Consider the following 13,966-nt stretch of genomic DNA (forward strand, 5'->3'; position numbering starts at 1 on the left):
CGTCCCTCGTGGAATGCAGGCTACTCCGCGGTTTCGAGCAGCCGCGCCCAGGGGTGCGAGGCGGGTCCGGTGCCGATGCCGTCCCAGGCCGTGCGGCGAGCCGGATCCGGATCGGGAACGCATCCGGCGCCCGCCTCTCCGAAGCGGAACTCGTGCCGCTCCGTCTCCGAATAGGCGCGCCAGGCCGGATCGGGGATCCCGGTGCGCGCGAACCCGCTCAGGCATCGGTCTGCGGTCCGATCCGGGGTCATGCCGAAGAACGCCGGCACCTCCGCGCCGTGGGCGGCCGATCCTGTCGCCCCCGGCAGGTCGTACCGGTACACGTAGGTCGCCGTGGCGCCTCCGGCCAGGCGCGCCTCTGCGAGACGGAGACTGCGGATGCGGAACTGGTCGGAGGCGATCGTCAGCCAGAGCTCGCCCGGCGGGGCGGCGGGGAGGAGCCCGCGGTAGGTGCGCAGCAGCGCATCCGCGTCCTGCGGATGATCCAGCCCGTCCGCGACGAGACGCTGCAGCTCCTGGGGCGACAGGTCGCGGGATGCGGCGTCCGGATCCATCCCGAGCACGATGTGGGACTCGTCGCGGGCGGTGCCGACGATGAGCGGGATGCGGGCGCCGATGCCGGCTCCGGCCGCCGCCGTGGGGGCGAGCGGAAGCGGGGCGCGGCCGACGACGGGCGAGAAGCGCATGCTGTGCGGACCGGGGACGGCGCCCGCGCCGAGGTGCTCCTGCATCTGCAGGAGCACCTCGGTCGGCACCCCGCGGAGGCCGGACACGAGACGGTCGGCGTCACCGGTGAGCGCCAGCGCGTCGACTGCGGCGGCTCGGGTGTCGCCCGCGCGCGCGGGGTCGTTGAGGTCGAACTCCGGGCCGGCCATGATCACCGCGCCGTGCATGAGCCCCTCCGCCGCCGGCGTGCTCAGCAGCATCGACGTCTTGCCTCCGCCGCCCGAGTGCCCCACGACCGTGACGCGGTCCGGGTCGCCGCCGAAGGCGGCGATGTTCCCCTGGATCCAGTGCAGCGCCGCGATGAGGTCGAGGTGACCGGCGAGACCGGATGCGGGGACGCCGAGGGGCTCCAGATCCAGGAACCCGAGCACGCCGAGCCGGTGCGTCACGGAGACGACGACCAGGTCGTGTTCGGCGCTCAGTCGCGCCCCGTCGCTGTCGGGTTCGAGCGAGGAACCGGCGAAGTAACCTCCGCCGTGCAGCCAGACGACGACGGGGCGAAGGCCGTGCACGGACGGCGTGACGACGTCGAGGAAGAGGCAGTCCTCGCTCATGCCGCGCCCGGCGTCGGCCAGCGGGCTCGCGGGCTGAGGCGCGATCGGCCCCGGCGACGCGGATCCGCGGACCCCCGTCCACGGCGGCATCGGCACCGGCGGGGCGAACCGCCTCTCGTCCACCGGGGCCAGGGCGTAGGGCACCCGATGAAAACGGAGCAGGCCGCCGTCCCGGTGGCCGGCGAGACGTCCCGAGGGCGTGGACAGGAGGAGCTCAGGCACGCGCGGCCCCGGCTTCTGCGGCCCGGATGTGCTCGCCGATCAGCGCGGAGATCCGCACGGCCGCGGTGTCGAGCAGCCAGTGCCCGCCCTCGTCGAGCTCCACCATCCGGAACGGGCCGCGCGCGAACCGTGCGCAGAGCGCGGCCGTGGCCGGCAGCAGCGCCGGGCCCTGACTGAAGACGTAGAGCGCCGGCACGGCGACCGGCGGGACTTCGGCCATCGCCTCGACGGGGATGAGGTGCCAGGCTACTGCTGCCTCGAGCACCTCCGGATCCCGCAGCCGCGCGACCGTCTCGCGGACCAGTTCCGGACGCATCCCCGATGCGGCGAGGAATGCCCTGAGTCCGGCGGCGTCGTCGCGCAGCAACTGCTCCGCCGCCGGGAGCGGAGGGCTCATGCTCTCCAGCTCGTCCCACGCTCGGCGCTGCGCCGGGTCGGTGCGCACCCCTTCGGCGAAGGCCGCAGGGTGGGGGAAACGCAGCGCGGTGAGTGATGCGATCCGGTCCGGATGCGCCGCGGCGGTCGACCAGCTCTGCAGCGCGCCCTGACCGAAGCCGGCGAGGTGCACACGATCCCATCCGAGCGCATCTGCGACGCCGACCGCGTCGGCGACCACCGCATCGAGCGAGTACTGGTCCAGCGGCACCCTCGCCTCCGGCGAGTAGCCGCGCTGATCGAAGGCGACCGTGCGGATCCCCTGCTCCGCGAGCAGCGGGGCGACGCGGTCCCAGCTCCCCGCGTGCTGCGGGAAGCCGTGCAGGGCGAGGAGCGGGACGCCGTCCGCGGGCCCCCAGGAGACGGCGTGGAATCGGAGGCCTCCGGCGTCGACGGCGAACTCGGACGATGCGTCCGTCGCGCCCCGCCCGCCCGTCACGGGCGGGCCTTCGAAGCGGCCGCAGCGGACCCTGCCGGCACCGTGGCGGGGAGCACCACGTCCTCGATCGCCTCTGCGGTGGGCCGAGCACGCCGGAGCAGCACCGCGGCGACGATCCCGGCGACGGTGGGCACCGCGATGCCGAGGAAGAGCTGGGTCGTGCTGAACCCCGCGGCGAGCATGGCGCCTCCGGCCCAGCCGCCGCCGAGGCGACCGATCTGCCCTGCCCCATTCGCCCAGGAGACGCCGGTCGCGTTCGCCCGCGCGGGATACAGCGCGGTAGCAAGAGTGGGAAGCACGGCGTTGGATCCGGCGATCGTGAAGGCGATCGCGCAGATCGCCGCGAGGAAGCCCCCGATTCCGAGATCGACCACGGCGAGCAGGATGATCCCCACGGTGCCGACGCCCCAGACCGCGGCCAGCACGGAGCGCGGGTCCCAGCGTCGCAGCGCGAAGCCGAGTCCGAGCTGCCCCAGCAGACCGCACAGGCCGAACAGGCCGGTGACGAGCGCCGAGCTCCCCGCGCCCAGACCGTAACGCTCGACCATGAGCGGCAGATAGGTCGCGATGAGGTAGGCGACGCCGAGACCGACGGCGAAGCAGATCCAGGTGAGGATGGTGGACACGAGATACCGGCGGGCGAACAGCGTCCCGACGGCGCTGCGGTCATCGGCGGCCGCCACCGGCGCGAGATCGTCGAACCGTTCCGGTCGACGCGGCAGCACGCGCAGCAGGAACGGCACCAGCACGAGCGAGAGAGCGCCGCTGATGATCACCAGGGCCCGCCAGCCCGCTGTGGGGATGACCACCGCAGCGAGCACACTGCCCAGGATGAAGCCGAACGCTCCGCCCGACCAGACCAGGCTCACCATGTGCGATCTGCTGCGCTCGGAGGCGAGCTCCGCCACCTGAGCGATGACGACCGGCACGAGAGCGCCGAGTCCGACACACGCGGCCAGCCGCACGATCATCAGCCCGGCCATCCCGGGGACCGCCGCGGTCGCGACCGTCAGCAGCGAGAACTCCAGCGCGCAGACGACGATCACGGGCCGGCAGCCGAAGCGGTCGGCGAGCGGGCCCGCGAGGTAGCCGCCGATCGCGCCGGCGACGACGCTGAGGGTGACGAGGAGAGTGATGTCCTCGATGCTCGTCCCCCACTCCTCCATGACGCGCGGGAAGACGAAGCTTGCCACGACGAGGTCGAGTCCCTCGGCGACCATGGCCAGCATCAGGATGAACAGGGCGAGACGGATCCGAGGTCGTGCAGTCGACGTTGACATGTGAATCTCCGGGCTCGGGTTGACCGGCACGAACAGTGCCGTGCGGGCACGCTAACGAGCCGCGGAGCCGTCCGGCATCGGCGATTCCCCAACTCGTTCCCGTCGATCCCACAGCGAGCGCCGGCGTGCCGCACTTCACGCGGAGAAGTGCGCTCAGCGCGGAGAGGCGCGCTCGGCTCGGAGATTTGCGCTTGGCTCGGAGACGTGCGTCTCGCGCGGAGATGTGCGCTTGACTCGGAGAGATTCCCGCTTTTCGTCCGAGGTTGCCGCACAGTTCCGAACGAAGCGCCCGCGGGACGCTCACGCGGAGAGCGGATGCGGCCGGGGGATCCCCGCCGCGGGACGCCACCTAGCCCTCCGCCGCCCGCACGGCCTCCAGCAGCGCCACCAGCGGCCGCGGGATCCGGGCGGCGGGCAGCGCCGCGATCACATCGGCCGCGAAGACCGTCTTGCGTCCGCTCGCCGTGCCCGCGAACCGGTGCAGCTGCGCGTCGACGGAGCGCACGCGCTGCGCGGGCTGCCCCTGGAACACCCGGAACAGCGCGAGCTCCCCGCGGGCATCGAGGGTCTGCAGCACCAGCTCGGGGCCGGCGGCCCGGATCACCTCGTCCTCCAGATCCTGCTCGCATCCGAAGAACCCGCATCGGGCGACCGCCGCCGGGTCGGCTTCGCCGGCGGGCAGCAGGCGGCCGGCGACGAGAGCGCCGACCACGTAGCGCAGCTCGGCCGCGTCATAGAGCCCGAGCACCGGCACCGCCGGATCCCGTCGCTCCAGCCAGGAACGCAGGTTCGTGATGCCGCCGAGCGAGACCACGTCCGCACGGAGCTCCTCCCCGCGCACGCGCGCCGCCGCGATCAGGGCGAGCCGGTCGCTCTCCCCTTCGACCAGGACCACGGGCGGCACGAGCGGTCAGACCCGGGTCAGCGGAAAGTGCGGAGGGGGCGGGAGCTTCACCTGGATCGGGTCTCCGGGAGCCACGGATCCGCTGCGCGAGACGATGCCCATGACGCCGGCGAGACGGACGACCCGGCCCTCATCATCGGTGCGCACGACCTGCTTCAGCAGCCCCGGCTGGAAGTCGTTGATCTGCTGGCAGGGGTTGCGCAGCCCGGTCACGGTGACCACGGCCTGGGATCCGATGCGCAGCCGGGTCCCGACCGGGAGCGCGAGCAGATCCACGTCGCCGGTCGTGATGTTCTCGCCGAGGCTCCCGGGGGCGACCTCGTGTCCCGCCGCGCGGAGGTCGGCGAAGAGCTCTTCGTGGATCAGGTGCACCTGGCGGAGGTTCGGCTGCGACGGATCCGCCGCGACCCGGGAGCGGTGCTGCACCGTCGGACCGGCATGCGCATCGCCGACGACCCCCACGCCCTCGACCAGCGCGATCTCGCCGCGCGGGGCTTTGCTGAACCCGTGCACGGGGCTGGAATGAACCGCGACCACTCGACCCGTCATGGGTTCATCGTGCCACGCCGTGCATCTCGACAACCCGACCGCACGCGCACGCCGCCCCACCCCGACGAAGCCCGGGCGCAGCCGTCGCGAGCGGGCCCGCCCCGCCCCCGACCGCGCTCCTGATTCCGGCGCGCCGCTACCCTCCGTTCACCCCCACCCACGAGACTTCCTGCATGAGCAACGGCGATCATCCCGAACCCCAGGCGGCCGCGAACAGCGGAGCCGTCGCTGTGGTGGGTCTCGAGCTGCGCGGGGACGAGCCGGCGCCCAAGAAGCAGGTCTACTCCTGGGCGCTCTGGGACTGGGCGACGCAGCCGTTCCACTCGGTGATCCTGACCTTCATCTTCACGGCGCTGTATCTGACGTCCGACGCGTTCCTGCCTGCCGGGCTCGCCTCGCTCCCCGACAAGGACCCGGCGAAGGTCGCCGGGATCGCCGAGCTCACGAGCGGCCTCGGGCTCGGCGGCACCATCGCCGGCTTCGCGATCCTGCTGCTCGCCCCCGTGCTCGGACAACGCGCCGATGCGGCCGGCCGCCAGAAGTTGTGGCTCGGGATCGGCACCGGCGCCCTGATCCTGTGCATGCTCGGGCTCTGGTTCGTCACGCCGAGTCCGTCGCTGTTCTGGCTGGGGGTCGCGCTGATCTCCGCCGGCGTGGTCTTCAGCGAGATCGCCTCCGTGAACTCGAACGCGATGCTCATCTCGATCGCGAACGCGAAGACGGTCGGACGGATCTCGGGCCTCGGCTGGGGCTTCGGCTACCTCGGCGGCATCGTCGCGCTCGTGCTGGTGATCGTGTTCTACATGGCGGACTGGTTCGGACTCTCCGCGGACGGCGGGCTGCCGTTCCGCATCATCGCGGTGGGATGCGCGGTGTGGGCGATCGCATTCTCGATCCCGATCTTCCTGAACGTGCCGGAGCCGTCGCTGGGCCGGGCGGACCGGAAGGTCGGCTTCTTCGCGTCGTACGCGCTGCTCGTGAAGGACGTGATCGGGCTCTACCGCAACCCGAGCACGCGCACCACGTTCTGGTTCCTGGTCGCGAGCGCCGTGTTCCGCGACGGCCTGGGAGCGGTCTTCACCTTCGGCGCCGTGATCGCGAGCACGGTCTTCCATTTCACGTTCCTCGACCTCGTGATCTTCGGCGTCGCGGCGAACCTCATCGCCGGCGTGTCCACGATCCTGGCCGGGCGTCTCGATGACCGCTGGGGTCCGAAGCGGCTGATCCTCATCTCACTCGCCAGCATGTGCGTCGCGGGCATCGCGGTGTTCGCCCTGGTCGACACCGGGCCGATCGCCTACTGGATCGGCGGCCTGATCCTGTGCGCATTCGTCGGTCCCGCGCAGTCCGCAGGGCGGTCGTTCCTGGCCCGGGTCACCCCGGCGGGCCGCGAAGGCGAGGTCTTCGGCCTCTACGCCACGACGGGCCGCGCCGCGAGCTGGATCGCCCAGGGCGCGTGGACGCTGCTGATCATCCTGACCGGCAACACGAAGTTCGGGATCCTCGGGATCGTCGCCGTGCTGCTCGCCGGGCTCCTTCTGCTGCTGCCGGTCAAGGAGGCGCGGAGCAGCGTCCGCCTCTCGCACTAGAGCCGGTTTTCGACGCTCAGGTCGCACTTTCTGCGCCGAACGACGGCTCTGAAGAGCAGATAGTGCGACCTGAAGCAGATCCCGGGCCCGTCCGCGGATCCGGCGACGGATCCGGCTACTCGTCCAGCGGCACCAGGAGCGCCGGCTCCGCGCCCGCCGCGCGCAGGCGGTCCCGCATCGCTCGCGCCGCGAGCAGATAAGGACGCTCGTCCTGCAGCAGCAGCGACCTCGAGTTCGCCTCCTCGTTGAGCGCCGCGAGCTCGAACGCGAGCAGCTCGGGATCCGTGCCTTCGGCGAGCTCCCCCGCGGCGATCGCGAAGCGCGCCTGGGCTTCGAGGTAGCCGTACCAGTCCACGAGCGCGGAGCGAACCGCGTCGCGCACCGGACCGGGCTTGGAGTCGACGTCGGCGGCCGTCGCGGCGAAGAAGCAGCCGCCCGTGAACACCCGGTCGCGGGAGTAGTCCAGCGCGTTGCGCAGCAGCGCCGAGAGCCTCTGCGCGCCCCGCGGGGCGGTGCGTGCCCGCTCGACGATGAGCGCGGTGAAGACGTCCCTCGCCGCCGCGACGGTGGCCAGCTGCAGCCCCTCCTTGCTCTGGAACAGGGTCGCGATGCTGCTCTTGCCGCGGCCGGACGCCGTGGCCAGCCGCCCGATCGTGAGCCCGTCGAGGCCGTCGACCGAGGCGAGGTCGGTGGCGCTGTGCAGCACCGTGCGCCGGGAGGCGTCGCCGCGCGTGCGCCGCCCATCCGCGGCGGGGCGCGACGGGACCGTCACGCTCTCACGCGGATCCTGACCGGCGGGCTTCGACATGCCCCTAGTGTACGTACGATCGTTCGCGTAATCTACGTATGAACGTACGTATACTTTTCGCTCGCCGAAGGAGACCCGATGCTCGCCACCGCCCGACTCCTCGCCGCCGGCGTCCGCGCCTCCGGCCCGCTCCTGCCCGCACTGTCGGCCCGGCTCGCGCTGCGCCTGTTCTTCACGACCGCGCCCCGCATGGCCGTGCGCGATGCCGACCTGGCCACGCATCGAGAGGCACGCCGCCAGCGGATCCTGCTCCGCGGATCCGAGGTCGTCGCCTACCGCTGGGGTCGCGGCGAGCGCACCGTCCTGCTCCTGCACGGCTGGCAGGGGCGCGCCTCCCAGTTCGCCCCGCTCGTGCGCGAGCTCGTCGCCGAGGGGTTCCGCGTGACGGCGTTCGACGCCCCGGCGCACGGCGCGTCGAGCGGCAGCGACACCGACCTCCGCGACTGGGTGGAGGTCGCGTCGCTGCTCGAACGCACCGACGGGCCTTTCCACGCGATCGTGGGTCACTCGTTCGGCGGACTCGCCGCCCTCACCGCGGCGCGTACGAGCACCCCCGCACCCCGGGTCGCCGTGATCGCGGGCGCCGCGTCGCCGGCGGCGTTCCTGGCGGAGTTCTCCCGGACGCTGCAGCTGAGCCCTGCGGTCGCGGAGCGGTTCGAGCGCCGGTTCGCGGCGCGCTTCGGGCTCGACGCCGCCGGGGTGGCCGCCGCCTACGACGCGGCGCGGGATCCGCTCCCCGCGGAGACCGCGCTGCTCGTGGCCCACGATCGCGCCGATCGCCGGATGCCCGACGCCGATGCGCTGCGTCTGCATGCGGCCCACGGCGACCGGTCCACGCTGCTGCGCACGGACGGCCTCGGGCACAACCGGATCCTGCAGGCCGACGCCGTGCTGGACGCCGTGCTCGACCTCGCCCGCGCCGATGCCGATCCGTCACCGTCGCCATCGCCGCGTCTGCGGACAGGGCGCACCGTCCCGCCGATCCCGCACCTCCGCGGTGCCGCCGCGCATGCGAGCGGAGCACCGCACCCGGCGACCGCGCGCTGAGCGCGGGCAGGAACGAGGGCGCTCAGCTCCAGTTCGCCGCGACTTTGGCGAGCAGGCGGGCGAACTCCGCCTGCTCCTCCGCCGTCAGCGCCGACATCGCGCGACGCAGCATCTCCCGCCGGTCCCCCCGGACGCCCCTGCCGAGACGCCGCCCCTCATCGGTGAGCACGATGCGGGTGCGCCGGGCGTCGTCCGGATCGGCCTCCCGACGCAGCCAGCCGCGCTCGACGCCCTGCTGCACCAGGCGGGACGCCCGCGGCTGATCCACGCCGATCGCCTCGCCGAGCGCGCTCACGCTGAGCGGACCCGACGCCAGCGCCTCGAGCATGCGGACGCGCGCGGGGGCCTCCCCTCGCACTCCACTCCAGACTCCGACACCCTCGGATCCGCCCTCGCGCCGCCGCCCGTGCGGCCCGCGGTGCATCCCCTCGTGATCCCCGTGCGCGCCGTACGGACCGCCGTGCCCGTGGAGCCCGTCGTGCGCGCCTGCGGCGTGCGGATCCCCGAAGCGATCGTGCGCGCGCGGCGGCCGGGGCCCGCGCCCGCGCAACAGGCCGAGCGCGGCGACGATCGCGTCGAGGGGATCCGGGTTCTCAGCGTCTTGAGGCACGAGCTGATTTTACATGCGACTTGACATGGATCCCAATTGCATGTCACACTGCATGTACATGCCAGATGACAAGCATTGACAGGATCCTTCCTCCGCTCACGTCGTTCCCGTCGGTAACACCGGGGGGCTCGGGGCCCTGCCGCCGCCCGAGGGCGTGAGCCGACGTCATCCTCAGACCAGAACAGGAACACCATGAACACCTCAGAGAACACACCCGAGAACGCATCCTCCGACCAGAGCCGCCCGTTCGGCTTCTGGATCACCGCCACCGACCGCCTGCTGGCGGCCCGGTTCGGCACCGCCTTCGAGGACGAGGGGATCACCCGCCGCGAGTGGCGGGTCCTCAACGTCGTCGACGGCACGGTCCCGATCGGCCGCGAGCTCCCGGACCGCGCCCTGCGCCCGCTCCTCGATCTCGGCTGGATCGAGCGCACCGCCGACGGATGGGCGCTCACGGCCGACGGCTCCGCCGCCCGTGCTCGGCTCAGCACCGCCGTCGAGGAGATCCGCGACGAGGTCGCCGCGCTCCTCGACCCGGAGGAGTTCGCCACGATGGCGGCCTCCCTCGAGAAGCTCGCCCGCGGGCTCGGCTACGAGGAGGGCATGCGCCTCCCCCGTCGCCGCGGCACGCGTCGCGACGGCGACCGCGACCACCGGCGCGGGCATGGGCAGCACCGGCACGGGCGCTCCGCCCACGGCGAGCACCGCGACCACGACGGGCGTCACGGGCACGGCGAGCACTCCGCTCCGTGCGAGCACGCCGGCCACCACGGGCGTCACGGCCACGGCGAACGCCGCCACGGCGAGCGCACGGCGCACGACGAGCGGGCGGCTTTCGGCCGGTTCGCCGAGCAGCCCGGCTTCGGCCGGTTCGCCGAGCAGCCCGGCTTCGGCCGGTTCGCCGAGCAGCCCGGCTTCGGCCGCGAGTGGCTGCGCCGCGAGCACGGCTTCGGCGAGCACGCCGGCGGCAGGGGGCCGCGCGGCGGACACCACCGCCACGCCCCCGCGCACCTCCACATCCACCTGCACGACGGCCGCCACAACGGCTGATCGCATCCCCTGCGGCCCCCGCGCCCTCACCGGCGCGGGGGCCGTCTCCGTTCTCCCGTCGAGCGCCGGCGAGCCCGACCGCCTTCCTCAGCGCGAGGAATACGCTTGCCGCGTACGCTGTTGCCCCCTGGCATGACCCTTCTCGCGCCCGGCCCGTCGCCCGCGGCCGTCCCGGGTGCGGCTGCGCCGTCCGGGGGCGCGGTCGAAGCCCTCCTCTCCGCGATCGACGTGCAGTTGCGCCGGCAGGTGCGGATCGCACCGGATCCGGCCGAGACCATCGCGCTCGACCGGGACGCGCTGTCGATCGTCTACGTCATCGACGGCGCGGTGCACACCCGCTGCGGCGACAAGCCGCTGTCGCTCGCCCAGGGCGATGCCCTGCTCACCCCGGGCCGCGTGCCGATGTCGGTCAAGACCGACCCGGGGACGCGGATCCTGGTGTCGACCCTCACGCTCGTCCCGCACGCGAGGCACATCGCCGACGCGCTGCCCGATGTGGCCCTGGTGCGCGATTTCGCCCACCACGAGCCCGCCGCGGCGGCTCTCGCCTCGCAGGCCGGGCTCGACATGACGACGCTGCCCGTCGATCCCTCGGCGATCCAGGAGGCGAGCCGCGACGGCGATGCGGTGGTCTGCCGCATGATGGCGAACACCGTGCTCGTCTCGGTGATCCGCGCCTGGGCCGCGCACGGCTGCGCCCCCGCCGGCTGGCCCGCGCGCACCAGCGACCCGTTCCTGGAGAGGGTGATCGAGGCGATCCACGCGGCCCCGGGCAACGACTGGAGCGTCGAGGGGCTCGCCAGCGTCGGCGCCATGTCCCGCACGGTCTTCGCCGAGCGGTTCCGCGCAGCCTTCGGCGTCTCTCCGGCCAGCTACGTGACCGAGGTGCGGATCCGCGCCGCCCAGGACCGGCTGGTGCTGGGGTGCCTGGTCAGCGAGATCTCCCGCGACCTGGGCTACAGCTCGGATGAGGGCTTCAGCCGCGCGTTCCGCCGGCGCACCGGGCAGACGCCCACCGCCTGGCGCGAGGCCCGCACGGCCTGAGGCCGCGGCCTCCCCGCCGTCGACTCTGAAGGACGATGGCAACTTCTGAGGATGGATCCGCCCGGGTCCTCCTTCAGAATTGGCATCGTCCTTCGGAACTGAGGGACCGCCGCCCGGGTCAGCGGGCGCGGCCGGCGAGCCCGAAGAGCACGGCGCCGACGACGAGCACGACGGCACCGATCGTGTACACCTGGGCGATGCCGATCCCGTCCACCAGCGCCCCGCCGACGGCCGCCGCCGTCATGATCGCCGCCTGGAAACCCATGACGACCAGGCTCCCGCCCGCCTCGAGACGGTCGGGCATCCGGTGTCCGATCCAGGTGTTCACGATGAGCAGCCAGGAGGCGAAGAAGAAGCCCCAGAGCAGCACGATCGCACCGATCGCGAACAGGGATCCCGACAGCAGGATCAGCAGCAGCACGGTCGCCGCCATCGCGAGCGGCGCGATCACGGCGAGCACGCGGTACGCGCGGTCGACGAACATCCCGAACACGATGTTGCCGACGAAGCCGCCGACGCCGAACAGGGCGAGCAGCACGATGACGGTGCTCTCGCCGATCACGGCGCCTCCGTCCTGCACGCGCTCCAGCGCCAGGCGGATGTACGTGTAGGCCAGGAAGTGGCCGAGCACCACGAGCACGTGCCCGACGATGCCGAGCCCGATCCCCGGACGACGAACCGTCTCCACGAGGGCGGACAGGCGCGCGGCGCCCTCAGCCGGCACCGACGGCAGCAGGATCCGCAGCGCGACCGCGAGCACGGCGGTCGCGCCCGCGGCGATCCCGAAGACGCCGCGCCAGTCGACCGCCTGGCTGAGCAGCACACCCAGCGGAATGCCCGCCACGGTCGCCAGCGTCGTGCCGGCCGTGGTGAACATGACCGCGCGGCCCAGGCGCTCGGGGCCGGCGATCCGCGCGGCGACCGTCACCGACATCGACCAGAACCCGCTGAGCGCGCCGCCGAGCAGCACCCGGGCGAGCAGCAGCAGCGGCAGGCTCGGAGCGACCGCCACGATGACGTTCGACACCGTCGCGCCGACCGCCATCCACACGAGCAGCGAGCGCCGGTCCAGACGCGGCAGCATGAGCCCGATGGTCGGGGCGACGATGAGTCCTGCGAGGGCGGTCACGGTCACCATCTGTCCGGCCTGCCCCGGGGTCACGCCGATCTCCGCGGCGATGTCGGTGAGCAGACCTCCGGGGAGGAATTCGGCGGTGACGAGCAGGAAGCTCGTCGCCATCATGACGAGCAGCGCGCCGTAGCGCATCGGCTGCGGGCCGACGCCGGAGGCGAGAGGCACGGGTGCGGTCGTGGTCATGCTTCCAGCCTTCCGTGCGCGCGACGTCCGCGCCCGATCATGCGTCCGGCCGATCCGACCGATCGTCCGGATCGCGGTCCCTGTGCCGCGGTCAGAAGAGCGGAACCAGGGCCGGGAACGAGGCTGCGGCCACCGGGAACGGCCAGGCGCCGTTCGCGACGAGCACGGCGATCAGCACGATCGCGCCGATGAGCAGCACCGCCAGGAAGAGGAAGACGAGCGCGACGAGGCCGAAGTATCCGCCGCCGCCTCGTTCCGGAGCAGGCGGCGGCCCGGGACGCTCGGGCGGCAGCGCGGGGAGCGGAGACAGCCCGTCCGAGGCGGCAGGCGCGGGAGCGGAGTGAGGCGCCGGGGGCGCGATGGCTACGACCGCGGGGGGCGGCGCCGTGGGCCCGGGAGCCGGCTCCTCCGGTCCGGGAGCCGACTCGCCGAACAGGGCGGGATCCGGATCCGCGAGGATCGCGGCGAGACCCGGGGTCTCCTCGGCGGGGGCCGCCTCCTCCGGGGTCGCGAGCAGGTCGGCGAGCGCGGCGCTCTCCTCCGCGGGGGCGATCTCCGGGTCGGCCAGGAGGCCGGCGAGGCCGGCGCTCTCGGCCGCGGGCGCGTCGGGATCGGGCGCGGACGACGGGCCGGGGTGCGACGCAAGCGGCTCCGGAGCGTCCGATGCGAGCGGATCCGGCGCGTCCGACGCGAGCGGATCCGGAGCGTCAGGTGCGAGCGGATCCGGCGCGGCCGACGCGCCCGGGTGCGACGCGAGCGGATCCGTCTCCTCGCCGGACACGTCAGGCCCCCGTGGACCCCGCGTCGGTGACGCCGACGTCGGTGCGGTGGAAGTTCTGGAAGGAGCGCGATGCCGTGGGCCCGCGCTGCCCCTGGTAGCGGTTGCCGTACGGCCCGGATCCGTAGGGGTTCTCCGCGGGGGACGACAGCTGGAAGAAGCACAGCTGCCCGATCTTCATGCCCGGCCAGAGCTTGATCGGCAGGGTCGCGACGTTCGCCAGCTCGAGCGTGACGTGACCGGTGAAGCCCGGGTCGATGAAGCCGGCCGTGGAGTGCGTGATGAGGCCGAGGCGCCCCAGCGAGGACTTGCCTTCGAGGCGCGCGGCGATGTCGTCCGAGAGCGACACCTGCTCGAAGGTCGCGCCGAGCGCGAACTCGCCCGGATGCAGCACGAACGGCTCGTCCGGGTCCACCTCGATCAGCCGGGTCAGCTCGGGCTGGTCCTCCGCCGGGTCGATGAACGGATACTTGTGGTTGTCGAAAAGGCGGAAGTAGCGGTCCAGCCGCACGTCGATGCTCGACGGCTGGATCATCGACGGTTCGAGCGGCTCCAGTCCGATCCGCCCCGCGTCCAGCCCCGCCCTGATGTCCCTATCGCTCAGCAGCACGGT

Annotated in this window: 14 protein-coding genes; 4 read left to right on the plus strand and 10 right to left on the minus strand. The window is 72.9% G+C overall.

Translation table 11 applies throughout. The features are described 5' to 3' along the window. Window positions 1-20: 20 nt before the first annotated feature. The 5 genes from WFJ17_RS01820 to WFJ17_RS01840 all read right to left on the minus strand — a co-directional run bounded on the left by WFJ17_RS01820 (window position 21) and on the right by WFJ17_RS01840 (window position 5,109). The gene (locus WFJ17_RS01820; RefSeq protein ID WP_336647497.1) at window positions 21-1,502 is read right to left on the minus strand and encodes a carboxylesterase/lipase family protein; all 1,482 of its coding nucleotides are present in this window, start codon (window positions 1,500-1,502) and stop codon (window positions 21-23) included. Next, window positions 1,495-2,376, minus strand: coding sequence for an alpha/beta fold hydrolase (locus tag WFJ17_RS01825; RefSeq protein WP_336647498.1), 882 nt, complete (start codon window positions 2,374-2,376; stop codon window positions 1,495-1,497). Before WFJ17_RS01825 ends, WFJ17_RS01820 begins: the two co-directional genes overlap by 8 nt. After that, on the minus strand, window positions 2,373-3,656 hold the full coding sequence (locus WFJ17_RS01830; RefSeq protein WP_251443183.1) for an MFS transporter: 1,284 nt from the start codon (window positions 3,654-3,656) through the stop codon (window positions 2,373-2,375). The genes WFJ17_RS01825 and WFJ17_RS01830 overlap by 4 nt, the downstream gene beginning before the upstream one ends. Window positions 3,657-4,005: 349 nt before the next feature. Further along, window positions 4,006-4,551, minus strand: coding sequence for a hypothetical protein (locus tag WFJ17_RS01835; RefSeq protein WP_251443185.1), 546 nt, complete (start codon window positions 4,549-4,551; stop codon window positions 4,006-4,008). A 15-nt stretch (window positions 4,552-4,566) separates the two neighbouring features. After that, window positions 4,567-5,109, minus strand: a complete 543-nt coding sequence (locus WFJ17_RS01840) for an MOSC domain-containing protein (RefSeq protein WP_251443188.1) — start codon at window positions 5,107-5,109, stop codon at window positions 4,567-4,569. Between the two features lie 173 nt (window positions 5,110-5,282). Here WFJ17_RS01840 and WFJ17_RS01845 point away from each other — a divergent pair, with 173 nt between their 5' ends. After that, the gene (locus WFJ17_RS01845; protein WP_251443190.1) at window positions 5,283-6,698 is read left to right on the plus strand and encodes an MFS transporter; all 1,416 of its coding nucleotides are present in this window, start codon (window positions 5,283-5,285) and stop codon (window positions 6,696-6,698) included. A gap of 115 nt (window positions 6,699-6,813) precedes the next feature. On the opposite strand, the gene WFJ17_RS01850 is transcribed toward WFJ17_RS01845, so the two are convergent. Then, window positions 6,814-7,506: a TetR/AcrR family transcriptional regulator gene (locus tag WFJ17_RS01850; protein WP_336647499.1), complete on the minus strand. Its 693-nt coding sequence runs from the start codon at window positions 7,504-7,506 to the stop codon at window positions 6,814-6,816. 78 nt (window positions 7,507-7,584) lie between these two features. On the opposite strand from WFJ17_RS01850, the gene WFJ17_RS01855 reads away from it, so the two are divergent. Continuing rightward, window positions 7,585-8,553, plus strand: coding sequence for an alpha/beta fold hydrolase (locus tag WFJ17_RS01855; protein ID WP_336647500.1), 969 nt, complete (start codon window positions 7,585-7,587; stop codon window positions 8,551-8,553). Between the two features lie 22 nt (window positions 8,554-8,575). On the opposite strand, the gene WFJ17_RS01860 is transcribed toward WFJ17_RS01855, so the two are convergent. Next, window positions 8,576-9,163 carry a MarR family winged helix-turn-helix transcriptional regulator gene (locus WFJ17_RS01860; protein WP_336647501.1) on the minus strand — a complete coding sequence of 196 codons (588 nt, stop codon included), beginning with the start codon at window positions 9,161-9,163 and terminating at the stop codon, window positions 8,576-8,578. A 192-nt stretch (window positions 9,164-9,355) separates the two neighbouring features. Here WFJ17_RS01860 and WFJ17_RS01865 point away from each other — a divergent pair, with 192 nt between their 5' ends. Together WFJ17_RS01865 and WFJ17_RS01870 are read left to right on the plus strand one after the other, a co-directional pair. Then, window positions 9,356-10,213, plus strand: coding sequence for a MarR family winged helix-turn-helix transcriptional regulator (locus WFJ17_RS01865; protein WP_336647502.1), 858 nt, complete (start codon window positions 9,356-9,358; stop codon window positions 10,211-10,213). Window positions 10,214-10,345: 132 nt separating this feature from the next. Beyond that, complete coding sequence (locus WFJ17_RS01870) at window positions 10,346-11,257, plus strand: helix-turn-helix transcriptional regulator (RefSeq protein WP_336647503.1); 912 nt, start codon at window positions 10,346-10,348, stop codon at window positions 11,255-11,257. 118 nt (window positions 11,258-11,375) lie between these two features. On the opposite strand, the gene WFJ17_RS01875 is transcribed toward WFJ17_RS01870, so the two are convergent. The 3 genes from WFJ17_RS01875 to dcd form a co-directional block, all read right to left on the minus strand. Beyond that, window positions 11,376-12,575, minus strand: a complete 1,200-nt coding sequence (locus tag WFJ17_RS01875; protein WP_251443203.1) for an MFS transporter — start codon at window positions 12,573-12,575, stop codon at window positions 11,376-11,378. 91 nt (window positions 12,576-12,666) lie between these two features. Further along, a complete protein-coding gene (locus tag WFJ17_RS01880) occupies window positions 12,667-13,356 on the minus strand; it encodes a hypothetical protein (RefSeq protein ID WP_336647504.1) in 690 nt (229 codons plus the stop codon). Between the two features lies 1 nt (window position 13,357). Further along, entirely contained in the window at window positions 13,358-13,963 is a 606-nt protein-coding gene (gene dcd, locus WFJ17_RS01885; RefSeq protein WP_336647505.1) for a dCTP deaminase, read from the minus strand. Between the last annotated feature and the right edge of the window lie 3 nt (window positions 13,964-13,966).

The organism is Microbacterium sp. MMO-10 (assembly GCF_037148715.1).
Taxonomy (GTDB): Bacteria; Actinomycetota; Actinomycetes; order Actinomycetales; family Microbacteriaceae; genus Microbacterium.